23 protein-coding genes are annotated in these 23,193 nt (G+C 31.6%); 5 read left to right on the top strand and 18 right to left on the bottom strand.

From position 1 onward, the window contains the following. Nucleotides 1–10: 10 nt before the first annotated feature. From uvrA to MY1_RS05905, 3 genes are all read right to left on the bottom strand, one after another. The gene (gene uvrA, locus MY1_RS05895; protein WP_007550918.1) at nucleotides 11–2,827 is read right to left on the bottom strand and encodes an excinuclease ABC subunit UvrA; all 2,817 of its coding nucleotides are present in this window, start codon (nucleotides 2,825–2,827) and stop codon (nucleotides 11–13) included. Further along, complete coding sequence (gene uvrB / locus MY1_RS05900; protein WP_007550919.1) at nucleotides 2,814–4,766, bottom strand: excinuclease ABC subunit UvrB; 1,953 nt, start codon at nucleotides 4,764–4,766, stop codon at nucleotides 2,814–2,816. Before uvrB ends, uvrA begins: the two co-directional genes overlap by 14 nt. Nucleotides 4,767–5,036: 270 nt before the next feature. Then, nucleotides 5,037–5,669 carry a pyridoxamine 5'-phosphate oxidase family protein gene (locus MY1_RS05905; RefSeq protein WP_007550920.1) on the bottom strand — a complete coding sequence of 211 codons (633 nt, stop codon included), beginning with the start codon at nucleotides 5,667–5,669 and terminating at the stop codon, nucleotides 5,037–5,039. A gap of 346 nt (nucleotides 5,670–6,015) precedes the next feature. On the opposite strand from MY1_RS05905, the gene MY1_RS05915 reads away from it, so the two are divergent. After that, entirely contained in the window at nucleotides 6,016–6,441 is a 426-nt protein-coding gene (locus MY1_RS05915) for a hypothetical protein (RefSeq protein WP_007550921.1), read from the top strand. Nucleotide 6,442: 1 nt separating this feature from the next. Here the strand turns inward: MY1_RS05915 and MY1_RS05920 are convergent, their stop codons facing one another. From MY1_RS05920 to MY1_RS05930, 3 genes are all read right to left on the bottom strand, one after another. Continuing rightward, a complete protein-coding gene (locus tag MY1_RS05920) occupies nucleotides 6,443–6,679 on the bottom strand; it encodes a hypothetical protein (protein ID WP_007550923.1) in 237 nt (78 codons plus the stop codon). A gap of 50 nt (nucleotides 6,680–6,729) precedes the next feature. Next, a complete protein-coding gene (locus MY1_RS05925) occupies nucleotides 6,730–7,833 on the bottom strand; it encodes an LLM class flavin-dependent oxidoreductase (RefSeq protein ID WP_007550924.1) in 1,104 nt (367 codons plus the stop codon). 100 nt (nucleotides 7,834–7,933) lie between these two features. Continuing rightward, nucleotides 7,934–8,878: an iron-containing alcohol dehydrogenase gene (locus tag MY1_RS05930; protein ID WP_007550926.1), complete on the bottom strand. Its 945-nt coding sequence runs from the start codon at nucleotides 8,876–8,878 to the stop codon at nucleotides 7,934–7,936. A gap of 51 nt (nucleotides 8,879–8,929) precedes the next feature. On the opposite strand from MY1_RS05930, the gene MY1_RS05935 reads away from it, so the two are divergent. Next, nucleotides 8,930–10,207, top strand: coding sequence for a glycerate kinase type-2 family protein (locus tag MY1_RS05935; RefSeq protein ID WP_007550928.1), 1,278 nt, complete (start codon nucleotides 8,930–8,932; stop codon nucleotides 10,205–10,207). 230 nt (nucleotides 10,208–10,437) lie between these two features. On the opposite strand, the gene MY1_RS05940 is transcribed toward MY1_RS05935, so the two are convergent. Then, a complete protein-coding gene (locus MY1_RS05940; RefSeq protein WP_007550930.1) occupies nucleotides 10,438–10,857 on the bottom strand; it encodes a universal stress protein in 420 nt (139 codons plus the stop codon). Between the two features lie 362 nt (nucleotides 10,858–11,219). Between MY1_RS05940 and MY1_RS05945 the strand changes: the two genes are divergently transcribed. Both MY1_RS05945 and MY1_RS05950 read left to right on the top strand, forming a co-directional pair. After that, nucleotides 11,220–11,465 carry an Lrp/AsnC family transcriptional regulator gene (locus MY1_RS05945; protein WP_007550931.1) on the top strand — a complete coding sequence of 82 codons (246 nt, stop codon included), beginning with the start codon at nucleotides 11,220–11,222 and terminating at the stop codon, nucleotides 11,463–11,465. Next, on the top strand, nucleotides 11,466–11,705 hold the full coding sequence (locus MY1_RS05950) for a hypothetical protein (protein ID WP_007550932.1): 240 nt from the start codon (nucleotides 11,466–11,468) through the stop codon (nucleotides 11,703–11,705). It begins immediately after the preceding gene. On the opposite strand, the gene MY1_RS05955 is transcribed toward MY1_RS05950, so the two are convergent. Continuing rightward, nucleotides 11,698–12,660 (bottom strand): MBL fold metallo-hydrolase, encoded by a 963-nt coding sequence (locus MY1_RS05955; RefSeq protein WP_007550934.1) that lies wholly within the window; start codon nucleotides 12,658–12,660, stop codon nucleotides 11,698–11,700. The two genes, MY1_RS05950 and MY1_RS05955, sit on opposite strands and share 8 nt — an antisense overlap. Nucleotides 12,661–12,991: 331 nt before the next feature. On the opposite strand from MY1_RS05955, the gene MY1_RS05960 reads away from it, so the two are divergent. Then, a complete protein-coding gene (locus MY1_RS05960) occupies nucleotides 12,992–13,333 on the top strand; it encodes a hypothetical protein (RefSeq protein WP_007550936.1) in 342 nt (113 codons plus the stop codon). Here the strand turns inward: MY1_RS05960 and MY1_RS05965 are convergent. The 10 genes from MY1_RS05965 to MY1_RS06010 all read right to left on the bottom strand — a co-directional run bounded on the left by MY1_RS05965 (nucleotide 13,322) and on the right by MY1_RS06010 (nucleotide 23,193). Further along, complete coding sequence (locus MY1_RS05965) at nucleotides 13,322–15,592, bottom strand: hypothetical protein (RefSeq protein WP_048109864.1); 2,271 nt, start codon at nucleotides 15,590–15,592, stop codon at nucleotides 13,322–13,324. The two genes, MY1_RS05960 and MY1_RS05965, sit on opposite strands and share 12 nt — an antisense overlap. A 240-nt stretch (nucleotides 15,593–15,832) precedes the next feature. Further along, complete coding sequence (locus MY1_RS05970) at nucleotides 15,833–16,798, bottom strand: matrixin family metalloprotease (protein WP_007550939.1); 966 nt, start codon at nucleotides 16,796–16,798, stop codon at nucleotides 15,833–15,835. Nucleotides 16,799–16,888: 90 nt separating this feature from the next. Further along, nucleotides 16,889–17,611 carry a signal peptidase I gene (locus MY1_RS10030; protein WP_007550940.1) on the bottom strand — a complete coding sequence of 241 codons (723 nt, stop codon included), beginning with the start codon at nucleotides 17,609–17,611 and terminating at the stop codon, nucleotides 16,889–16,891. A 2-nt stretch (nucleotides 17,612–17,613) separates the two neighbouring features. Continuing rightward, nucleotides 17,614–17,895: a zinc ribbon domain-containing protein gene (locus MY1_RS05980; protein ID WP_048109867.1), complete on the bottom strand. Its 282-nt coding sequence runs from the start codon at nucleotides 17,893–17,895 to the stop codon at nucleotides 17,614–17,616. After that, on the bottom strand, nucleotides 17,892–18,596 hold the full coding sequence (locus tag MY1_RS05985; RefSeq protein WP_007550942.1) for a TM2 domain-containing protein: 705 nt from the start codon (nucleotides 18,594–18,596) through the stop codon (nucleotides 17,892–17,894). The genes MY1_RS05980 and MY1_RS05985 overlap by 4 nt, the downstream gene beginning before the upstream one ends. Before the next feature lie 68 nt (nucleotides 18,597–18,664). Continuing rightward, on the bottom strand, nucleotides 18,665–19,693 hold the full coding sequence (locus tag MY1_RS05990) for a hypothetical protein (protein ID WP_007550943.1): 1,029 nt from the start codon (nucleotides 19,691–19,693) through the stop codon (nucleotides 18,665–18,667). Between the two features lie 85 nt (nucleotides 19,694–19,778). Continuing rightward, nucleotides 19,779–20,663, bottom strand: a complete 885-nt coding sequence (locus MY1_RS05995; protein WP_007550944.1) for a thermonuclease family protein — start codon at nucleotides 20,661–20,663, stop codon at nucleotides 19,779–19,781. Between the two features lie 153 nt (nucleotides 20,664–20,816). Beyond that, nucleotides 20,817–21,422: a hypothetical protein gene (locus MY1_RS06000; protein ID WP_048109869.1), complete on the bottom strand. Its 606-nt coding sequence runs from the start codon at nucleotides 21,420–21,422 to the stop codon at nucleotides 20,817–20,819. Beyond that, a complete protein-coding gene (locus tag MY1_RS09615) occupies nucleotides 21,419–21,649 on the bottom strand; it encodes a zinc ribbon domain-containing protein (protein WP_157832753.1) in 231 nt (76 codons plus the stop codon). Before MY1_RS09615 ends, MY1_RS06000 begins: the two co-directional genes overlap by 4 nt. Nucleotides 21,650–21,966: 317 nt before the next feature. Then, on the bottom strand, nucleotides 21,967–23,193 hold the full coding sequence (locus MY1_RS06010) for a restriction endonuclease subunit S (RefSeq protein ID WP_007550947.1): 1,227 nt from the start codon (nucleotides 23,191–23,193) through the stop codon (nucleotides 21,967–21,969).

Below are 23,193 nucleotides of genomic sequence, written 5' to 3' on the forward strand. Positions count from 1 at the left end.
ATTTTAGTCATCATTTGAGTAATTTTTTAAGATATTTTCCAGTATAACTTCCAGGAGCTCTTGAAACTTGTTCAGGAGTTCCAACAGTCACTATCTTACCACCTTCATCACCACCCTCAGGTCCCAAATCAATTAACCAATCAGAATTTTTAATCACATCCAAATTATGTTCAATTACCAATACAGTATTTCCTAAATTCACCAATCTATTTAGAACATCAAGTAGTTTTTGAACGTCAGCAAAATGTAATCCGGTAGTAGGCTCATCAAGAATGTAAAATGTTTTTCCTGTTCCTCTTTTTGATAATTCAGATGCAAGTTTTACTCTTTGGGCCTCTCCGCCTGACAATGTAGTTGATGACTGTCCCAATTTTATATATCCCAATCCAACATCATAGACGGTTTGTAGTTTTCTTTTAATTGAAGGGATATTTTCAAAAAATTGAAGCGCTTCGTAGACAGTCATATTCAAAACATCAGAAATATTTTTTCCTTTATACAAAACTGAAAGCGTTTCAGAATTGTAACGCTTTCCTTTACATTCATCACATTTTACATAAACATCAGACAAGAACTGCATCTCTATTTGTTTTACACCATCGCCTTCACATGCAAAACATCTTCCATCAGCCACATTAAAAGAAAACTGGCCCAAAGAATATCCTCTTTCTTTTGCTAACTCAGTATTTGCATATAGTTCTCTAATAGGAGTAAAGGCACCAATGTAAGTTGCAGGATTAGAACGAGGAGTTCTACCAATTGGGGATTGATCAATTGCTATAACTTTATCAATATATTCAAGACCTGAAATCCCACTATGAGATCCAGATTTAATATTGGATTTATAAAAATAATTTTCAAGGGATTTTAATAAAATATCATTAATCAGAGTAGATTTTCCAGAACCAGAGACACCAGTTACTGAAACAAACAAACCAAGAGGAATTTCAACATCAATACTCTTTAAATTATTTTCAGATGCGCCTTTAATTACCAGAGTTCCAGAACGATTACGAATTTTTCCATCAAGTTTTATAAGAGAATTATTTTTTAGATATTCTCCTGTTATAGATTTTTTATTATGAAGTATTTGTTTTACAGTTCCCTCAAATACTACGTTACCGCCATGAACTCCGGCGCCTGGACCCAAATCAATAATCCAATCCGAATTTCGCATAATTTCTTCGTCATGCTCTACAACAATGACTGTATTTCCTAAATCTCGCAGCTTTGTTAGCGTTTTAATGAGGCGTTCATTATCACGCTGATGTAATCCAATTGTTGGCTCATCAAGTACATACAAGACACCAGTAAGATTAGAACCTATTTGAGTTGCCAATCTAATTCGCTGAGATTCTCCACCAGATAGTGTTGAGCTTAATCTATTCAATGTAAGATAGTTTAACCCCACATTCATTAGAAATTCTAATCGTTCTTTGATTTCCTTTAGTACGTCTTTGGCGATGTATTGTTCATTCTCAGTTAATTGTAATGTAGAAAAAAAATCATAGCAGTGATCTATTGATAAGTCACATACATCCATTATTCCTTTATCATTGATTTTTACTGCAAGTGACTCTGGTTTTAATTTTTTTCCATTACATGCAGTGCAAGGGGTATCTCGCATGAATTGTTTTAGCCATTCACGTTTAGATTCAGAATCGGTCTCCATAAATGACCGCTGAAGATTGACAAGTACTCCTTCAAAGGCATCAGTGTATTGCCAAGATGAATCACCAGACTTTGATTGATATTTAAAATCAATCAAATCGTTTGAGCCATGTAAAATAATTTTAAGATGTTTTAGAGATATTTTTTCAATTGGGGTCATTAAATCAAAACCAAATTTTTTACCAACAGCTCTTAACGCTTGTTTTCTAAATGCAGAAAATCTTCCACTCCAGGGAACAATTGCGCCATCTAAAATGGATTTGCTTTTATCTGGAATTACAAGATCTTCATCAAACTCCATCTTCACTCCCAAACCATTACATGCTTTACACATTCCAAATGGTGAGTTAAATGAGAAGGTTCGTGGTTCTAGCTCACCAATTGTCAGACCACAGTAAGGGCAAGCATTATTTTGAGAAAATATCTTTTCAGATTTATCAGAAGAAACCATAACATCGCCTTTTGATGCTTTTATTGCAGTTTGTATTGCTTCAAAAAGCCTAGATCTTTCAGATTTTTCTGCCTGAATTCTGTCAACTACAATCTCAATATTATGCCATTTTTGTCTATCAAGTGGAGAAATTGGCTCATCAAGGCTTAAAATTTCCCCATTTAGGCGTATTCTAGAGTATCCATCTTTTTTTATCTGTTCAAATAATTTTTCATACGTTCCTTTTTTTCTTTGAACAATTGGAGATAAAATCAAAATCTTTTGATCAGCAAAATTTCTGAGAATAGAATCACAGATTGTTTCAACGGATTGACTGGAAATTTTTCGTGAACAATTCACACAATAAGGAATTCCAATTCTTGCAAAAAGTAGTCTCATGTAATCATAAATTTCAGTAGTGGTTCCAACAGTAGAACGTGGGTTTTTGCTTGTTGTTTTTTGTTGAATAGATATTGCAGGTGAAAGACCTTCAATAGAATCAACATCAGGTTTGTCCATCATTTCAAGAAATTGTCTTGCATATGCAGAAAGAGATTCAACATAACGTCTCTGTCCTTCAGCATAAATCGTATCAAAAGCTAAAGTTGATTTTCCAGAACCAGATAACCCACTAATTACAACGAGTTTATTTTTTGGAATGTCTACATCAATATTTTTTAAATTATGGTGTCTTGCACCACGAATTTTTAATTTATTTTCTGCCATCTTTAAATTTGATCTCTTTTTCCAGTCTTTTTATTCTATCTCGGCATTCAATTGCTCGCTCAAAATCTAATTCTTCAGAATATTTTTTCATTTGGTATTCTAACTCTATAATATCAGTAGCAAGATCATGAGTCGATTTTAGTTTAGATTCATCTAATGTTGTAACTTGTTCAGGAACTGACTTTATGATAGTCTTGGGAGTGATGTTGTGTTCTTTATTGAATTGTATTTGTTTTTCTTTACGCCTTTTAGTTTCATTTATTGCATTAGACATGGATTTTGTAATAGTATCAGCATACATGATTACTGTTCCATTTTCGTTTCTTGCCGCTCTTCCAAAAGTTTGAATTAAACTAGTAAAATTTCTGAGGAATCCTTCCTTGTCTGCATCAAGTATTGCAACAAGGGAAACTTCAGGGATATCCAATCCTTCCCTTAACAAATTAATTCCAACTAGAACATCAAATTCGCCTAATCGTAGTTGTCGAATAAGTTCTGTCCTTTGTAATCCCTCGATTTCAGAGTGCATGTATCTTACTCTAACTTGCTTTTTGGAGAGGTACTCAGCTAGGTCTTCAGCCATACGTTTTGTCAAAGTTGTGACTAAAACGCGTTCATTTTTGACGGATCTTTTAGCAATTTCCTGGATTAAATCATCCATTTGATCTTTAGTAGATCTAATTTCTACAGTAGGGTCTAATAGACCAGTTGGTCGTACTAGTTGTTCGGCAATTTGAGAAGATATTTTTTTCTCATAATCACTGGGAGTTGCAGAAACAAAAATAGTATTTTTTAGATAATCTTCAAATTCTTCAAATTTTAATGGTCTGTTATCATATGCGCTAGGTAAGCGAAAACCATATGTTACTAGTTGTTGTTTTCTTGAATAATCACCTTTGTACATTCCATGTAGTTGTGGCAATGTAACATGTGATTCATCAATAACAAGCAAATAATCATCACCAAAAAAATCCATCAGGCAAAATGCTTTCTCACCAGCTTTTCTTCCATCAAAATGTCTTGAATAATTTTCAATTCCTGAACAATAACCTAATTCTTCAATCATTTCTAGATCATATTTTGTTCTCATCTCTAATCGTTGTTTTTCTAGTTCGTTGAGTTCAGGCAATCTTTGTTTTAGTTCATTTTTGATTGAGAGGATAGCCTTTTCTCTAACATCTTTTGCTATCAAGTAATGTTTGGCTGGAAATATTTTCATCTGAGTTATGATACGTTTTTCTTTAAGCGAGATATTATCTAACAAAGTTATTTTTTCTACATCATCACCAAACATTGAAATTCGAACAATATCTTCAGAATATGCAGGAATGATATCTATAGTATCACCTTTTACTCTAAAATTTCCAGGAGCCACTTCAGTATCATTTCTTTCATATCGTGCATCAATGAATTTTTTTATAAGATCATTTCTTTTTATTACATCACCGGTATTAATTGTAATTGCCAGATCCTCCCAGTCTTTTGGATTACCAAGTGAGTAGATACAAGATACTGTAGACACAATAATAGTAGGCTCGCCAGATAGAAGCATTGCAGTTGCCTCTAAACGCAGTTTTTCAATTTTTTCATTAATCTGAGTATCTTTTTCAATATATGTATCGGTCTGAGGCAGATAACTTTCAGGCTGATAGTAATCATAGTATGATACAAAATATCCAACATTGTTTTTTGGAAAAAACTGTTTTAGTTCAGAATAAAGTTGTGCAGCCAAAGTCTTATTGTGAGAAATTACTAGTGTGTTCTTTCCAGTTCTTGCAATTACATTTGCAATTGAAAATGTCTTTCCACTTCCTGTTACACCTAATAGTGTCTGAACCGTTCCTTTTTTTACACCTGAAATTAAAGTGTCAATAGCTTGAGGTTGATCACCTGTAGGCTCATATTCAGATACAAGTTCAAATTTATGGATTTGTTGCAACAGTTACAATCGTCTAAAACTGAACTTATAGCTAACTATTCTCCAAGTGTTACCTACGGTACACCATAATTTAGCATATGTTAGCATTAGTACCAGATTTTGATTTTATTTATTAATTAAAAATCTAAAATTTCGTTAGGAAAAAGATGTGTATTGTTTGCAATTGTAAGTTTGAGAACAGAACAAGCGATTGTTGTTCATCTAATTGTAGCGTGGAAATGATAGAAATAGTCATATCAAAAAAAGGGTTGAAATTCAAACCACAAGATATTACCAAACTGGTTCATCAACCATCTGCAATCCAGAACTAGTAATTTCAAATCCCATTATTTTCAAAGTTTCTTTTGCAGTTGGAGAATTTCTTTTTAGTATTTGTTGTGCCAAATGAACTCTACTTTCAGGACGCATGTTTTGTCCAATTTTGTATTTACCTGAAAGAACTTCAGGAATAACTTTGATAACTGCTACTGCATCTAAAACTCTCATAGAAGATTGGATCGGATCATACCCACCCTCAGGCTGATATTTTTTCATTAAGCCATTTAACGCAAGTGTTTTTTCTTCCTTGTTTGATACTAGTGATGCAGTACCTTTGATTACAACGCTGACATACAATGTATCAGCCAGAGATGCATCTTTTGGATCTTCAAAATATGAGGGTAAAAATTCCAACTCTCTATCAACTTCAAACCCAACTTTACAGTTTCTATTGATGTTATCTATTTTTTCACCTTTGATATGCGAATGCATGTATACAAAATCATTTAAAAAAACAAAATTCATTGGGATTATCTGAGGATATCCATTCTCATCAATACTTGAAATACGTCCAACATGTTCTTGATTCAAAAATTCTTTAATTTTTTGGGGTGACTTTATTTGTAAAATTCCAACTAGTTGCAATAAAAGCAATTCTACTAATAATATTATAAATCCAGATCATTAATCGCTAAAATACAAGGTAATTAAAGAAAATTATGGACGATCCATATCTGAATGAATTAAAAAATGAGTTCAAAAAATATTCCTCAGAATTAAAAATATTAAAAAAAATCTCTTAAAATCAACTTCTCCAGAGGAACAATCAAAAATTATAAAAAAAATAGATAAAGTTGCCAAAGAGATGGGAAAAAATCAAACACAATCAGCTAAAGTAACAAAATCAAGATTAAAAGAAATTACTAGAACAAAAAAATTCTAAATGTGAAATAAGATTCCTAAAATATAGGACTAATGTAGAGAATAAGAGTTGGACGAAAAAGAAGAAGAATGGATGGAAGCAACAAATTTAGTGCTTAAAACACTTGAAGATTGGGGATCAAATTCAAAATTCATTTGGTTTAGAGAGTTACACAGAATTTCAGATGTTGACAAAGGGCAATTAAGAAACATTCTCAATGAATTAAAAAAATCAAAAGATGTAAAACAGATGCATGGTACAAATAATAGAATATTTTTTTGTCTAAGTAAATACTATACAAAATGCCATGATGCAGAATTTAGATTTAAAGGAAAACCAATAATGCTAAGAGATGGAAGTAAAGTCAAAGTAATTCAAAGTGAAACAAATGCAACTGCACGTACAAGAAAAAGAATTGAAAAACAACACAAAAAACGACAAGTGAGATCATACACTAGAATGAAAAGTAAAAACAGGCGACCACATAAATCGTAATTTAATTTTGTGGAAGATTTTCTGCATTTCTGCGCATAAGATTGAATTCAGCACGTTTTAGTTTTGTAGATTCTGCAAGATCTTCAGTCATATCATAAAGATCATGGATTTTTAGATTTGAAACTATTTCATCTTCTTTTTGATCTTCCAAGTCCATCTCAATGTTAGATAAAATATCAATATTTTCTTCGAGAATTTTGATGCACTTTTTTATTGCCTCAGGAAGTTCGTCATCCATACCAATTAGCAAGTTATGGTATAGTAAATGATTTTCGATTTAAAACAGACTTATTTTTGGATTTGTTCACGCAGGTAAGGCATCACATGGCTTGCAAATTTATCAATTGAGCCAAAGTAATTCTTACCCCAGAATCTAATTACGAAATGGTTTACACCTGCTTTCATAAATCGTTCAAATGTAGGAATAATATCATCAGGAGTACCAACGGCAGTTGATGAGCGAGCAATTTTATCAGGAATTTTTGTTGCAGCTTCTCTCATTTTTACAATCCAAGATTGATCAGACATTGAATATTCTGTAAAGTATTTTACAAAATCAAACCCTTCAATTTCTTTAATGCCATGTACTCGTAAGACTTCAGGCTTGAACAAACTTACCTTTACAGCTTCTTTCATTTTTGCCCATGATTCTTCTGCATCTTCTGAAAAGTAAACGTCAATGTCAAGTGCATATTGGAACTTATCTTTTTCTTCTTGAGTACGATTATGTTTATTCATAGATGTTTGAATTTGTTTTGCATGATCTTCAAATAATTCAGGAGTATAACCAATTGGCAACCATCCTTCTCCTAATTTTCCAGTGAGTTCTAAAGTGCGAGTACCGCCTGATGCCATATAAGTTGGTGGATGTGGTTTTCTAATTGGAGGTGCTTGAAGACATGCACCTTCTAGTTTGTAATATTTACCATCGTAATTTACAGTATTATCAGGAGTTGAACCATACAATGTTTTGATAACTTGAATTTGTTCTTCCCATTTTGAAACTGGTTTTTCAAATGGAATACAAAATTCTTTTAAATTTTGAGCTTCACCTGCACCAATTCCTAAAATTGCTCTTCCTTTTGAAACTCTATCAAGTGTAATTGCAGCTAATGCAATGTTTGAGGGATGTCTTCTGATTGCATCAGTTACACAAGTTCCCAGTTCAACATTATTTGTAACTGCAGCGATTGCAGAAAGCATTACCCAAGGATCTAAAACTATAGCATTTCTCCATTGGGGCACATTTGTGTGATCCATATAGAAAATAGAATCATAGCCAGTTTTATCGGCAAGCATACAGGCAGTTAAAATTTGATCTTCAGAATATCCTGCACGGGCAACATTTAATCCGTTTTGAATACCGAATTTTAATGGCTTTTCAGTAATCATACAATTAGACTAAAACATTAGCATAAATAAGTTTAGTCAAAACGAGAATCGTTATAATGTATCAATAAAATAGAAAAAAAGTAAAATCCGTGTGGATTTTTTATAGATTACCTGATTTAATATCCTCTAGACACTTGATGACATCTTGTTTAGTGATTGGAATTGGATTTGGATCCAAATGTCCCCTGTCAGTCATTACAGTATCTGCTGCTTCTGATACGTCAGCCTTTAGAGTCAATCTATCAAAGCCAAGTTTAGCCATGGCTTCTTTGAATCTATCATAGAAGATAGATTTGTTATGCTTATGTGCAACTGTAGTACAAGAAGACAACGAGTATCCGTGTGGAATTCCTTCATTTGAGAACACATATGATAATGCATGTCCAAGTGTAGTTGAACAGTTACCAAATCCAATACCAGAAAGCATCGAACCATAAGGATAGTTTTCCGGTTTGTCATTCATAATTGCATCATAGAGTATCTCAAATGCTTGTTTACACATTGTTCTTGTAAAGTCATTACCGAGTTTGCTGTCATAGCCCTCAGTGGCTTGTGCACATGCATCACAAACAGAGCTTTTGATGACTTGTTCTGGAGTACCATCCATAAAATACGAATCGACTACAGCCATGTCAGCAAGAAATCTGTCTTCTCGCAATAGCTTCTTTTTTCCATCAAACTTCAAAACGCAATATGTTGTCATTTCAGCTCCTGTTCCAAATGTAGTTGGAATTAAGATTTTTTCTTTTTTCATTTCAGGTGCAGCATATTTTACTACATCCATTGAACTGCCTCCTCCTAATCCAATTAGCACTGAAGGGTTCTTGTCTTTGAATTTTGAAATAACAGTATTGACATCATCAATTGATGGTTCAGGTGTTACTTGATCATACAGTAAATAGTCCTTAATCCCCATTTTACCAAGCCATTTATCAGAAAGTTCTGGAGGAACGGTTGTAACAACTAGGGCGTTTTTTGGGTATTCTGTTTCACCAAGTGCATTTTTTCCAAAATTAATTATTTTTGGAATGCGTACTGTGTGCATAAATCTAACCATCATTGATTATTATTATATCTTGGCGTGAAAAAGAAACGTATGATTATTCAAAATTATGAAGAATTGGCAACATCAGAAAAGAAGATAGATTGTTTGAAGATTCTAGAGGAAGGACTAAAAGCTGCAGACCCAGAAAATATTATACCAAAATTTGTCACTCCAGAAGAAATTAAAATTAACGGAAAAACTATCAAACTAAACAAGTTTTCTGGAATCTATACGGTGGCATTTGGAAAAGCAGGAGATTCCATGACACGGGCACTAAATGCTATAATTCCAATAAAAAACGGCATCATAGTAATCCCAAAAGGTTCAAAATCAAAAATAAAAGGTAAAAAATTTCAGATTTTTAATTCTGGACATCCAAAACCTGATCAGACAAGTGTAAAGGCAGCAAAAGAAGTGATAAAATTTCTACAAAATAGAAGAGAAGGAGAATTAGTGATTTATTTGGTCTCAGGGGGAGGATCATCATTACTTGCAATTCCTGATGACATAACATTGGATGATAAAATCTACGTGACCGATCTGTTGCTAAAATCAGGATCTACAATTCAAGAGTTTAACTGTATTAGAAAACACTTATCAAAAATCAAGGGGGGCAGACTAGTTGAAAATACTAAATGTCAAGGAATTGGACTAGTCATGTCAGATGTTGAAGGAGATGATCTTTCATCTATTGCATCAGGGACAACATACATGGACGATACAACATTTTTAGAGGCACTAAACATAATCAACAAGTACAAATTAAAAAATAAAATCCCATTAGAAATTTTACAAAGATTAGAAGATGGATTTAAAGGAAAGATTCCTGAAACACCGAAAAAAGCACTGATTGAAAATTACATCATTGCAAACAATAAAAATTGTCTTGATGCAATGGAATTAAAAGCTAAAGAGCTTGGATATAAAACAAAAACGATGCAGATATTTGGTAACATAAAAGATGCTACACAAAAAATTATGGAAAATATTTCAGATGAACAAAAAACTTGCCTAATATTTGGTGGTGAACCGACAGTTGAAGTAATCGGAAAAGGATCAGGAGGAAGAAATCAAGAGTTAGTTTTAAGAATTTTAAAGAATGCACAAAACATGAAAAAAATTGCTATTGCATCAGCAGGTACCGATGGGATTGATGGAAATTCATTATTTGCAGGAGCAATAATAGAAAATATCAAAATTGACGAGTCAATAATTAAAGAATTTTTAAAAAATAGTGATTCTGCAAGATTCTTTCAAAAACAAAAATGCAATATTCGAACCGATTTTACCCATACGAATCTTATGGATATAGGCATGGTATTGAAATAAATTTTCAATTACAGATTGATTGCTGTTCTTTCTTTGAATGTTCTTTTCGCATTCTAGCTATAACTGCAGCTAATTGCGCTTCATGAATTTCATCCAGAGTTTCGCACATAACACTCACATAAAATACTGAAACTTAAAGATTTAATGAGATTTTATAAGATAGAACAATCAGGAAATATACATTATTAGAGATTCATATTATTTCTAAATCATTAAAATTTTTAACTTATTTATTTTATTACAGTCACTGGAGTCTTTGTGGTTTCAACAAGATAGCTTGAAACGCTTCCCAAGAAAAGACGTTTTAAAGTGCTTTTACCTTTTGCTCCAATTACAATCAGATCGTGTTTGTATTTCTTAGCAAATTGTTCAATATCATATGCAGGATCAGAACCATAAACTAACTTCGTTGTAAATGGTATACTTTGATTAATACATCTGTCTTCTGCATCCTTGATAAATTTCTGAGATTTTTTTGCTAGAGATTTTTTGACTTTGTCTTTAGAGTGCCCAATAATATGAACTGGGGGAAGCGTTGCAACATGAAGAATAGTTATAGAATAATTATCATTACTAGCAAATTCAATTGCCTTTTCCAAACCCCTTATAGAATTTGGAGAACCATCAATAGGGACAAGGATTTTTTTCATGGTTAAAGTGAATTTTTACTGAGATTTATGTATACAAGATGAATTTCATTTTAAAAAATAAGATAGTAGTGAAAAATTAGTGATTACAAAAAATCAGAGTCAAAAGATCTAGTTAGGATAAAATATTCATCAGATATTGGTACTTAAAATACATATGAAAGATGTAAAAAATTATTACAATTGTTTAAAACAAATTCAAAAAATAAACATTTTTTTAATAAAAAATATGTTGCTTTGAAATACTATAATCACCAAATCATACCATGAATAAAAAAAGTATGAGCAAATGCGATAATCCATCTTGTGCATGTGGTTGCCATGAGGGATCAAATTATAGACGGGGAAGGATAAGAGGATAAATTATGGAAATTGCATATATTTTGATACAGTGTGATTTAGGTTCCGAAGAGCAGATCATAAATCAAATTATGCAAATTCCAGAAGTAAAAGAAGTAAGAGGAACATATGGAATTTATGATGTTTTTTGCAAAGTTCAAGCAGACACAAAAGATTCGCTTGATAATGTAATTACGAATAAAATTAGAAAGATTCCAAAGATTCGCTCAACCATAACACTTCATTACATACCATCACAAGGAGGAAAGTAGATGCTAGAAAAACAATTCAATCCAGATTTATTGTATAATAGAATTGTTCATTATTACATGGATAAGAAAGGATATTCAATAGACAAGGCAAATTCAATTGCCCAATCAGTAGTAAAAAGAGAGGCTCAAAGAAGAATATGTAAAAATGACAAATGCAAACATTTCTCACATGATCACATTAGAAATTCTGAAACATGTTTAGTATTAGATTGTGATTGTGGAAAATTTCAAACTAAGTAAAGTCATCTAAAGAATTTTCACGAAGCGGTTGTGCACTAATTCCAAGTGTTCTTAGATGTGCTGCAAACTCTTCAACAAATCCATGTATAGTGTAAACTTGTTCCGCTTCAGAACGAATTACCAAGTCTACTAATTCATTAAAATCACAATGATCACTCATAATTATTGAATAATCTGAACGTCGTCCAAATGCAAATCGAGGAGATTGTGCCCAACCACTAAAACCTATAGTCACTGCACCATACTTTGACTTCATATCTTTGAGAAATTGATTCTTTTCAGACATTAACGGAGCTATCATCATCCACGGTTTGTTTTTCAATAATCCATTTTTTTCTGCTTCAGTATGACCGATTCCATCATTTAGAGAAATACCAAGTTTCTGGTGAAGTGCATTCATTTGTTTTACAGAATCATGAAAATACAATGGTCCCCAATGACCAAAAAGTTGAGTAATAGTTTGAGCTTTTCCTAGCTGATAGCCCAATAAAATTACAGGAATTCCTTTTCCATAAAGTTCTGAGATCAATTCATTGACTTGTTTTTGAATAACATCTAATTTTGGAAATACAAATTCAGGTAAACCAAATGTACATTCTGTGATTAGTGTTTTACATTTTGGAATTATTCCACCTTTAAGAAATCCTCTATCTCGCGTACAAATATCTCCAGTGTAAAAAATATCATCAAAAAGCAAACTTTTTGCACCTAAAATATGCCCACTATCAATTAATGAAAAATCAACAATATTTTGTACATGGTTTTCCATCTTAAAACCTCTGAGATTTGCAATCTCACTTGTCTCAATTGAGGCAAGTATAGTACCGCCATTTTTGGATGGAAGATGATCAGAGTGTGCATGGGATACAAAATTTACTCCCATTGAATCAGTTTTTTTAGGATCCAAACTAACGCGTTTACCTTCAGTCTCACATAGTATTCCATTTTTGGTCATTCGAATACGAGGAGACAATGTCAAACAAAATAATTGGATTTGATATAAATTGCAGGTTTAGTCTATGTGAACCGTAGATTAAACTATTTTTCAACAAATCTAGAATATGACAGATTTGATAATATTTTATGGATGTCATAAAATTAGTCAGAGTGGAAGAATCAATAATTCATGTCAAGTTGGACGGGACCATGATGGTACATGGCCATGTGTACTCCCACCGTTTCGGGGATAAAAATAGACACAGATAGGCGTGAAAAATAAAAATATACTTTTTATTTTATCCATCAAGAGTAAAAGTTCTAAATTCTGGAAGTGTTGCTAATTACCAATGTTGTACCACTGGATTGAATGGGATATGTGGGATAAAAGAACCAGAAGATATGCAATTTTAGAAAAAGAAATTATTTTTGAAAAGAACAAGAAAAATGATTCTATTTTGATCCTCCAAGCAAAATCAAGCATGATAAATTCGATGAAAAAAGACATTGAAAGATGGGAACAGAATAATGGAATTTACCCTAAAGAAACACTATGGAAGCCAGAAATCAAAATATTTGATGAGGTAACTAGTCGTTCCAAAATTTTTGAATTAATAGGAAATAATGGTCAACATATTTCATTTGGACATACCATATTTGAAATGAAGTTTTCTGTAAAACTATCGGAGTGATATTTTTTTCTTGTATTTTATTTTTGTTCTAGCTAATCTAGTTAATGAAATCTTCAAATTCTTATTGATTGTTTGACGTATTTTCAAATTTATATTTGAATCTTTAATCTTCGAAGCTTCTTTTAGAGCATTTATTGATTTTTTGAGATTTTCTTCTTCATTTTCTATCTCTGAAAAAATTCCATAAGTAACGCCGAGATTTATCTGGACAGAAACATACCCTTGAGGATTTCTCTTCAGAGTTCTAATCTTCAAAGCTTCATTAAGCATATTAATTGCTTTTTTTAGATTTTTTATTTTGTTTTCTTTTTTATTTTCTAATTTTGAAAGTCTCGTAAGTGAATTAGCTAAACTTGTTTGTGCAAAAGCATAACCCTCAGGATCTACTTCTTTGGTTCCTGCTTTTAATGATTCTTCAACGGCTTCAATCGATTTTTTGAGATTTTCTTTTTCATGTTCTATGTTAGAAAGTTCTCCATATGCCACAGCCATTTTCGCATGTGCTTGTGCATACCCTTCAGGATCTCTCTTCAGAGTTATAATTTTCAAAGCTTCTTTAAGAGTCTCTATTGATTTTTTGAGATTTTCTTTTTTGATTGTGTTCAGAGATATTATATTTGCAAGTTTAATGTATGTTCCACCTAGATTTGCTTTTACATGTGCATGCCCTTCAGGATCTCTCTTCAGAGTTTTAATCTTCAAAGCTTCTTTAAGAGCATTAATCGCTTTTTTACAATTTTCTTTTTTATTTTCAATAGTTGCAAGACGATCATATGTGACTCCGATATTTTCTATAATAGTTGCATACCCTTCAGGATCTCTCTTCAGAGTTATAATTTTCAAAGCTTCTTTAAGAGCCTCTATTGATTTTTTGAGATTTTCTTTTTCATTTTCTACATCGGAAAGTTTTCCATATCTAATCCCTAGAAGCATTTGTGCATGTGCATACCCTTTTGGATCTATCTTTTGTGTTCTAAATTTCAAAGCTTCTTTTATAGATGCAATGGATTTTTCTAGATTTTCTTTTTTGTTTTCTATGTCTGAAAGTCCATAATATGCAATACTTTTTCTTATCTGTATCTGAGCATACCCTTCAGGATCTCTCTTCAGAGTTATAATTTTCAAAGCTTCTTTAAGAGCCTCTATTGATTTTTTAGCATTTTCTTTTTTATTACTGAAAAGACACAATATTGAATAGGCAATACCGATTTTTGTTTGTATTTGAACATATTCTTCAGGATTATTCTTTTTTGTAATAATCTTCAAAGCTTCTTTTAGTATTGTAATTGATTTTTCTAGATTTTCTTTTTTGTTTTCTATGTCTGATAAATTAAGAAGTACTATTCCTATTTTTATTTTAGTTGTTGCTATTTCGATATTATTTTTAATATCATTTTCTATATTTGATAATGATTCTTCAAAAATTCTTTTTGCATTTTTTAAACAATATATTTCCTCTTCAATACTGGCAACATTTGATGATTTAGCATTATATGTTTCTGCAATTATGCCATAAATTGAATGTGGGAGTTTTATGCTCATTTCTTTCACCATTGTCCTTATTTCATTTTCAGTTTTTGTTATTTCTTCAATCGTATATTTAGCAACATTTCCATGCATTGTAATTATTCTTACTAATGATGGAGCAAGCGGTTCTAGAATTTCTTGTTTTATATTTTTTGTTTTAATGTATTTAGCTTCTTGAATTATCTGGTTGTATTTATTTTCAATTTCTTTTGTTAATACTTGTGAAATATGATCATTGTCTGAACTTTTAGCCATGTTGTCAATGAATGTGATATGTTTTCCTGCATAATCACTAAGATGTTTTTTTAAATCTAATTTTGGATTTTCTAATTTGTTTAGAATTTTTTGAGTACTATTTTTTATGCTTTCATCATACAAAGTTTTTACATTTATGTACGCATCATAAGATTGAATTATGATTATTGGTTTCTTTTTACTCTTCAATAATCCAAACTCAAATAATACATTTGGACGAAATCCGTCAAGTAACACGATCGCTAATACGCAACTATCAACTAACTCTTCAACTCTTTCAAAATAACCCTCTCCACTTCTTATGTTCTCATTTAATAAAATAGGTTTGAAATTTTTTTCTTCAAGAATTATTTGTATATAATTTATCATGTTTGAATAAACATATGGAACATGCTTTTTATCAGAAAACACAATTAAACATTGTAGCTCAGTAGGTTCAACTATTTTCTTAAATTTATCTTCAATTTGTTCCATCATAAAATGTTCTATATCATTATTCTAGAACTATATTAAATCAATTTTGTTATGTATTAAATTATGATTTTCTTCAAATTCTTTACATTCTGAAACTTTGATATTCTTAGTTAACCTAGTTAACCCCGTTAATTTTCGTAAACCTCGTTAACCTTATTGTTTTAATTCTAATTTTCAATAGTTAATTTATGAAGGTAGTTAAAGGGAGTAGAATTACTGGATTTAAGTTATAAAGAGATTGAATTACCAACAGAAAATCCAAAGACATGTTTTGTCTTTTTGTTTAGTTGCAGAGTCTGCAATCTGCTTTTCAATTTGACTATTGTACTCTAATTCCAACATATCTGCTGAATGAATTGCAGAATTTATTTCAAGGATTGGATCCCATACTTTGTTTACCATCTCACGTGAATAGAGATACTTGTAATATGCTTCCTTATGGTCAGATACAGATAGATACTTTTCACCTTCTTTTTGGGTCCATTCTGATTTTGCAAGATAGTCCTTTGCCTCACCAAGTTTAACCCAAGCTTTATCCAGTTCTTTTTTTGCTTCTGGATTTTGATAGTTTTTAGAGTACAAAAGATCCTGTCTTGAATAGACATATCCTTTGGCTTCACTTACTTTGGAATTTACTTCTTCTTTAAGTGGTATAGACTTAGCATTAAATTGAGTTATAATATTTTGAGGAGATTTTTGAAGGTTGTTTTCTAATTGACTGAAAAGATTTTTGGTTTGCGATTTTTTTTGTAACCAGTCATCATAATTGTAGATTGTTGGATACATGATGTCATTAGGATCATCACTATGATCAAAGCCTATCGCATGACCGAGTTCATGAATTGTAATTAGTTTTGCATACTCAGCATCAACTAGATTGAATTTTACATCTTGCCATTTTACAGATTCATCGTCCATGTATCCTAGTGTAATTGCAATGTATGGCCTACCAAGGTCATTGTTTGCACTGGATATATAATATCCTAGTCTAGTCCCATAGAATTGACTGGCCCACTGGACTACAAAATCTGCTTTTTCACGCTGATTAATTTCTGTAAAATGTGTTCCAGGTACTCGTTTTTCCCAGTAGGCAGTTGCTTCATAGTAAATATTTCCAAAATGAGATTCCCATTGTTTTGGCATTGGATTAAGATAAACTTGCCATGTTTTTGCATCCGCATTTTGGATTATACTAAAAAAATAATACAAAATATGATTCCAATAGTGATGGATTTCACATAAATTTTAAGAAAAGTATGAACTTAAGTATTTATTAAAAATTTAGTCTATTTACGTATTCTATCCTGATTTTTTGTATTTTTGATGCTTGAATCCCAATATGCCAAAAATAATCGCCAAGGGTATTAGATACAGGAGATAATTCATCGGAGGTTTCAGTAATTGAGTGACATAACCTGCTTGTGGAATTACATATGATACTTTACCAATATACTCGTCTTGAGTAATTGGAAAATCAGTTCCTGGAATTGATGCAGGATTGGCATCGCCTTTTGTTCTGATTGTTTTAGGATTGTCATCTATAATTGATGCAACCCGATGGACAATAACCCTATCATGCCCTGATGGATGATTAAAGACAATAATATCATCTACCTCGATTTCTTCAAACGGTACATGTCCTTGAATAACAACTATGTCATAAACTTCTAAAACAGGAATCATACTTCCGCTTGCTATTACATAAAATGGATTTTGTGTGCCATATACTACTTCAAAAGAAATTACAATGAATACTGGAATCAAAGTAAGAATAATACCTAAAAATAAAGATCTTTTTGCTTTTTGATAATCATTGTTTTTTAGTATCAGATATGCCGCAACTCCACCTAAAACACCCAAGAATATTGGCAAAAGATACCAAAAGGGACTTCTCTGTTGACGTTTCATAGTATTTTTTTCCTCAGGCAAATCAGGACTTACCGGATTCCCACATTTTGTACAGAAACTATCGCCCATTGAAAGTTCAGAACCACACTTTGTACAAAATTTTTCACTAGTCATTTTTAATCACTTGATTTAGCACCACATTTTATACAGAATTGTGAATCAGAAGATAGTTTTTGACCACACTTTGTACAAAATTTTGTCTGATCAGAAATTGGCTTATCGAGTTTTTTTGTTTTACTGAGTTTGATTATTCCTACAATAATAAAACTAGGACCTATCAATAATGCAGAACCCAAACCATATGGGAAAGGCAAAAGCATATTCAAAAATATGAAACCTGGAATAAGGAGCACTACTCCTATGATGATAAAGATAATTCCTTGAGAAATTTTAATCACCAGGGAGCTTTGTTATTTTCTTCTAGATAATCATTATAATATCTACAAAGTTTTCTTGAATCAAGAATTTGAAACAGAAACATTACAAAATAAACAATAAGCAATGGAATGCCAATTACTGCACCAATTCCTGTAACAGTTAAACCAATTCCAATGATCAGTACCACTAATGAACCAATCAAATATGCAACGCCTTTTCCAATTTTTCCAACATAGAAATGCCCCACACCTTGAATACCAAGCAATCCTAAGATAATAGACAAAACCAAAGTAGTGCTTTCACTTTTCCACTCTACAGGTCTTTGTAGTCTTGATGTATGAGGTGAATAATTTTGACAGTTTGGACATGGTGCATTATTGTGTATTTTCTGACCACATTTGCCACAGTATGCTTCTGCATGTTCATTTCTTGGAGAACCACATTTAGAGCAAAAACTATTTGATTTATCAGAAATTTCAGTACCACACTTGCCACAAAATTCTTTATTTGTGTCATTTTTACTTGTATGGACAACAGATTTCGGAGCAGTATTTTCAGATAGATTATCGTCTACTAGTTGTTGAAGATATGTCTTGTCAGATTCAAAAAGAGTCTTGTTTGATTCTAGAGTAGTTTTGATATGTTCAAGTCGACCTGGATCACCTTTTCCTAGTTTAAGTAGTTCATTGACATCATCAAGATCAGACAATATGATTTTCATAATGTTCTACTATATTAGATTTCAAAAATTGTTATTTTAGAGTCTAGAATTAAATAAGTTATTGAACATTATCTACAACTTCCTGCAACTTGTAGTTGGACTGTTTTTGTGGAAAATATAGAGTAAGAGTTGGACATTACAACATAATATTTTCCAGATTTCAAGTTGGCACTAAATGTACCCGATTCAACTTTTCCACTGTTGTAATAAGTTGAAACAGCCTCACCATTTTCAAATCCTTTGAATTGATTTTCATCTAAAAGATACACAATAATATCATCGCCTAATGCAGCATTTGCCAAAAATCCGCCTTGTACAGTTCCAGTACATTGCATGGTAAATGAAACCCAATTGTATGTCCCAGGAGGAACTCTATATGTAGAATCAACAATTTTACTTCCAGATAAACGAAGATCCAAGTTTTTTACATCACCGTCTAAAGTATCAATAAATGATTTAATAGAGGATGAAATTGTAGATGCAATCTCTTTTTGTGGTTGTGGTTTTAGTCTTTGAATTTCACTTTCTAACTTCTTTTTTATTTCATCTTTAATGGAAATAGATTTTGTTGATTCAAACTGGATTGGAATATCAAATACAAGTAATTTAAAATGGGCAGTACCACTAACTTTGAGATTAATTACACCACCGTTACTTACGATAGAACCTATTACAGGATAGAGACTACTTTTTTTGAAATTTTGTAGTGCAGAAATTTCTTTTGTTTGACCAGGATAAATGGTTGTATCGACTTGACTGTAACCTTTGCCAACACGTACATTATTGATTAAAAGATCATAAGATAAATCAGGAATATACACGGGTAACAGTCCACCATTATACAATCCAAATGTCAAATCCAGATTAATTCCATTAATCAGATCAAATGCAGCACTTAACCAATTTCCTGCTATGACGTTTAATCCTAAATTAAGAAGGGTTGACCATGAAAAAGATGACCATTCTATGCTATGATATGAAGCATCCCTTAGACTAACATGAATCTGAGTATAAGAATAGTAAAGTATTGCACCAAATATTGCAATTATTATTAAAATTACTATTATTACAATTCCAATGACATGTGTATTTTTCACTCATATTCGGTCATCGGTATAATTTAAAAAAGTTTAATGAATCATGAAAATCTTAAATTCATAAAATAATTAGTAAAATAATGATTTAGGATTCGCAGCCAATTCCATCCTTGTCTCCATCAAACCTATGTGGATCTGGTTGTAATACTGTGAATCTCTTTTGTGGAATGTCTTTACAGTCTAGATCTGGAGGTAATGTAGGAATACAAAAGTCTGGATACGATGGATCACATTTACTAGAACTTTGAGATATGGTACTGGATTTAGTAGGTGATTGTGTTGGTAAAGTAGGTTTTACACCACACCCAAAGTCTTTAGCCCATTTCTCACCTGAAAACTCACTGGTACTACAATACTCTGTCATGATGTTTGCATACCCATTGTATAGTAATGCGGAATTGAGTAATTTTCCATCACAGTATACATTTGCTAATAATCTTCCATACGTATCATAAAGTTGTAAATCATCTTGATCAATTAGGATGGTACTTCCAACAGGACACATTTTGCTAGTAAATGTAGTAGCTGTGGAATATCCTGACTCGTTAACTTCAGGAGTATTTGTTAGCGATAATCGAATTTTGTAATTTGTTGTGTATAGTGTATCTCCATCAACTATTCTTGTTACCGTCTCTGAAACACATTTTGCAGATCCTGAACATTTAGAATTATTAGTGGCTGAAACTTCTTTTCCAGTTGTAGATCCTAGTTTTGCTTTTAGCTGAGCATTTTCAGTTTTAAGTTGACTAATCTCATTTTGTAATTCTTGGATTTTTGGAACTTTAATCATCTCATTATTAATTAAAAATGATAATGCTTCTCCAAAATCACTGTCTGTGATCTTACCTTCTGACCAGTATCCTGCAACTCCTTTAACCCATGATGGGATTTCATATTGGCTCTGAGCATAAACAGCAGTGATTGATACGCTAATTATGATTAATGCAAATATTACTAGGAACTTTTTCAATAATGTTCCAATTCACGCATAAAACTTAAACATTTAGAGAATTTAGAATTTAATTTTCTTAGTTTTTTCAATATTTTTAAAATTGCTATGTGAACTTAAGGATTTTATTATTGTTCATACTCTATGAAGGAATAGGTTCAAGATAAAGATAAATCAAATCACATTTTTGCATTTTATCTTAAATTCTTTAATTAATTCCTGAGGAATATCTAATCGTTCTAATTCTACAATAAAGTTTGTAATGGTGTTGATTGCATGACTAACTTCAAAATTAGTATGAATTTTTCCTTCATGAAGTCTTTTACTTCCTTCATTAAATATAGCATAAATCATTTCATATCCAGGTAAAGGCAATCCAAACTTTTCTGCATCGTTGAAAAATCCTTTCATAGAGGTTATCTTTTCAAAATTAAATTTGTTAGCCAACGATAAATTTAATGCAGTTCGGACATGCCCCATTGCATCTTCAGGATGATCAGCAGCATTAGATACAGCTTTGTCAAGTTCTTCTTTAACTGTTAAAAATTTCCTTCGAATCGGAGTGTCATTTTCTTTTTTTATTCTAGTCTGTTCTTGTTTGTAGTGAATGATTGGCGGAACAATCAATAAATATCCCAAATATAGAATTAGGTATAATTCAACATCTGTTATAAATTGAACTTGAAGGAAAAAATTTGCAATCAATACTATAACCAACACTATTCGAATAATGGTTTGTGTTAGAAATCCTGAATTTGTTATGGCAAAATAATAGCTCAAGAATTGCTCAACCTATAACCACAATGAGAACAAGTATTCTGAGTAATTGGAATTATTCTGTTACAAACAGGGCACTTTCGCTCGGATAATTTTACTAATGCTGCTAAACCGAGCAGTCCCAAAATTATAGCTCCTGCAGACATATCTTTGAAATTAACAGAGTATGATATTACTATTCCTTGACAAAAATGAATTATCTGGTCAATGTCATACCGTTCAATATTCATCCAATTAGAGCAGAATTTGTGGTCTTCAACAAAATTAACAGTATTGTGTAGCAAGGAATTACTTTGCTCAGAGGCGAATTTGAAAATACGATCAAGATTTTTAATCTATTAATTTCTTGATGTTTTATGACATTTTCAGTCTGTTCTAAGTGTAATTCAAAAAATACTTCAGAGATTCTTTATGGGTATGTGTTAATGACCAAAGAATTGAAAAAAGATTTGGAACAAGAAAAGATTGTTTTAGGCGGATGTTGTGTTACTGAAAATGATCCTCAATTGATATGTAATGATTGCTTGAATAGATGGTAATAAGAAATTTATACTTTAACTTGTATCTCTCCTGACATTAGTTTTGGTAAAAGAGAATCGCGAATTTTCTCTAAAATCAATATGGATGAACAATTATCTTGCATTTTTTTAATTAATGGAAAACCTAACCTAAAGAAGCTATCTAAAAGTTTAGTCGAGGGAAGAACAAATGCAAAAGAAGATAACGTACCTAGAAAAATACTAGGTTGTGCAGTTCTAGTTTGATGTGTATCTAAAAATAATTTGAATCCAGGAGATTTTATCAAACAATAAAGAAAAACAAAATTAGCTTTTTCATTTACTCTTAACATTGCAGCACTTCTTTGATGAGATAATGGAAGATCTGTTGCCCTAACTATTGCGACATTACCCAAGGTACCCACAGTTGAAAGCATCAGATCATTTTCTTGTAATTGGTAATTTCTTTGAATTTTATGATAATCTTCATCTGTAATGTAAGTAGCTTTATCATATTCTATAACAAAATTCAATGTTCCACCTGTAATGAAAGATATTCCTTTTTCAACACGTAGAGGTGGATTATGACTACCATCACGTAATAATGACAATATATCGCCAAGTTTTGATGAAGTCCATCCTTTTGGAATAGGCCCTAATTCTGAATCTACAAATTCAGTTTGTCCATCAAAATCAATAAACCAAGATTTGTAGATTGATTGGATAATTTTTTCCAATATGAAATTATTTTTTTCAATGATTTCAATTTTAGAATCAATTGAATCTAAAACAGAAAGAATTTGTTTTTGGGTTTCTAAATCTGGAAGTTCCACTTCAAAATTTCCAAGTATATCCTGAGTCATATTGGAATGTACACTACCACTTGCAATTCTTACAAATTTCTCTCTGCATAATGGTGAACGCAAGAGATAGTTCAAGAATAATGGGATTATTTTAGAGAAATTAGTTGTTCTAAATCGAATTATAAATCCACTAAAAACTGTACCAGGAAGGAAGTCATTAACCATAACTGCTTGACCTGCTCCACTTGGAACCATTGAACCGCGGACAAAAAGTAAATCGTTTTTCTTTATAAAATAACCATCAATATTATTTTTAAAATCAAGTTTTAATTCATGTAAATTTTCTATACTTGCAAAACGTGATTTATACAATTGTTTTACATTGATTATCGGATATCCAACACCATAATCATCTTGATTAAAATTTAATCCATTTTTAAATTCACCAAGTTCTTTTAATTTGAAAGTCTTCAT

The sequence above is a fragment of the Nitrosarchaeum koreense MY1 genome (assembly GCF_000220175.1).
GTDB lineage: Archaea > Thermoproteota > Nitrososphaeria > Nitrososphaerales > Nitrosopumilaceae > Nitrosarchaeum > Nitrosarchaeum koreense.